The organism is Cryobacterium sp. Y50 (genome assembly GCF_002929805.1).
Taxonomy (GTDB): domain Bacteria; phylum Actinomycetota; class Actinomycetes; order Actinomycetales; family Microbacteriaceae; genus Cryobacterium.
Map to the genome: position 1 here is coordinate 1 of NZ_PJJM01000018.1, position 2073 is coordinate 2073.

1 protein-coding gene is annotated in these 2073 nt (G+C 64.5%); it reads left to right on the forward strand.

Features of this window, described 5'->3' with window-relative positions:
- A partial coding sequence (tkt, locus tag CXY73_RS00140) for a transketolase (RefSeq protein ID WP_104176397.1) occupies positions 1 to 2073 on the forward strand: 2073 nt, incomplete at both ends.

The window sequence follows — 2073 nt, forward strand, 5'->3', positions numbered from 1 at the left end:
ATGGGATTCCGTTGACGATCAGGCGGTCAACACCGCACGCATTCTGGCGGCTGACGCCGTTGAAAAGGTTGGGAATGGGCATCCGGGTACCGCGATGAGCCTCGCGCCCGCCGCCTACCTGTTGTTTCAGAAGATCATGCGCCGGGACCCGGCCGATAACGATTGGCTCGGTCGCGACCGTTTTATTCTTTCAGTCGGCCACAGCTCGCTGACGCAGTACGTGCAGTTATACCTCGGCGGCTATGGCCTCGAGCTTGAAGACCTTAAAGCCCTGCGCACCTGGGGATCCAAGACCCCCGGCCACCCGGAATACGGCCACACCGCCGGCGTCGAGATCACCACCGGTCCGCTCGGCCAGGGGCTCGCCTCCGCCGTCGGCTTCGCCTACGCGTCACGTTTCGAGCGTGGCCTGTTCGACCCGGATGCCGCCACCGGCTCCAGCCCGTTCGACCACTTCGTTTACGTCATCGCCGGCGATGGCGACCTGCAGGAAGGCATCACGAGCGAGGCCTCATCGCTCGCGGGCCACCAGCAGCTCGGCAACCTGATCGCGATCTACGACAGCAACCAGATCTCGATCGAAGATGACACCAACATCGCCTTCACCGAGGACGTCGCTGCGCGTTATGCCGCCTACAACTGGCACGTGCAGACCGTGGACTGGAAGAAAACCGGCTCCTACGTCGAAGACGTCGCCGAGCTGAACGCAGCCATTGAGGCTGCCCAAATGGAAACCAGCAAGCCCAGCCTGATCCTCCTCAAGACGATCATCGGCTGGCCGAGTCCGAAGAAGCAGAACACCGGCAAGATCCACGGCTCCGCCCTCGGCGCCGAAGAACTCGCCGGCGTCAAGACCGTTCTCGGCTTCGACCCGGAGAAGACGTTCGACGTCGACCCCGAGGTCATCGCCCACACCCGCCTGGCCTTGGAGCGCGGCGCCACCGCGCACGCCGTGTGGAACGTGCGGTTCGAGGCTTGGGCGACGGCCAACCCGGAGCGCAAGGTTTTGCTCGACCGGGTGCTCTCCGGTGACCTGCCCGACGGTGTCGACGAGGCCCTCCCGGTCTTCCCCGGCGGCACCGCGGTCTCGACCCGTGCAGCGTCCGGCAAGGTACTGACCGCCCTCGGCACCGTCATCCCCGAACTGTGGGGCGGTTCAGCCGACCTCGCCGAATCCAACAACACCACTATCGGCGGAGCAGCCTCATTCATTCCGAGCGAGCACTCCACCAGTGAATGGACCGGCAACCCGTACGGCCGCGTGTTGCACTTCGGCATTCGGGAGCACGCCATGGCTGCCATTCTCAACGGCATCGTGCTGCATGGCAACACTCGCGCCTTCGGCGGCACGTTTCTCATCTTCAGCGACTACATGCGCCCTGCGGTACGTCTGGCTGCGCTCATGAAAGTGCCGTCGATCTTCGTCTGGACCCACGACTCCGTCGCGCTCGGCGAGGATGGCCCCACCCACCAGCCAATCGAGCAGCTCGCCACTCTGCGCGCCATCCCTGGCCTCGATGTGGTTCGTCCCGGTGATGCCAACGAAACCGCCTGGGCCTGGAAGACCATCCTGGAACGGCGGGGCGGCCCGGTGGGAATCGCTCTGACCCGCCAGAACATTCCCGTGTACGAGCGGGGCGAGGGCGCAGCGTCCGCTGAAATATTCGCCTCGGCGAAGAACGTCGCGCACGGCGCCTATGTGCTGGTCGAAGCCGCCGGTGCAACCCCGGACGTCATTTTGATCGGTACCGGTTCCGAGGTGCAGTTAGCCGTGGATGCCCGTGCCCAGCTCGCCCTCGAAGGCATTAAAGCCCGCGTGGTCAGCGCACCCTGCCTGGAATGGTTCGAAGAGCAGAGCAGCGAATATCGCGAATCGGTATTGCCGAAAGCCGTCACCGCGCGGGTGTCGGTTGAAGCCGGCCTCGCTTTAACCTGGCGCGGCTACGTCGGCGATGCCGGCCGCAGCATCTCGATCGAGCACTTCGGCGCATCCGCCGACTATCAGACGCTGTTCCGCGAATTTGGAATCACCACCGAAGCCGTCGTCGCCGCTGCCAAGGAATCAATCAGCGC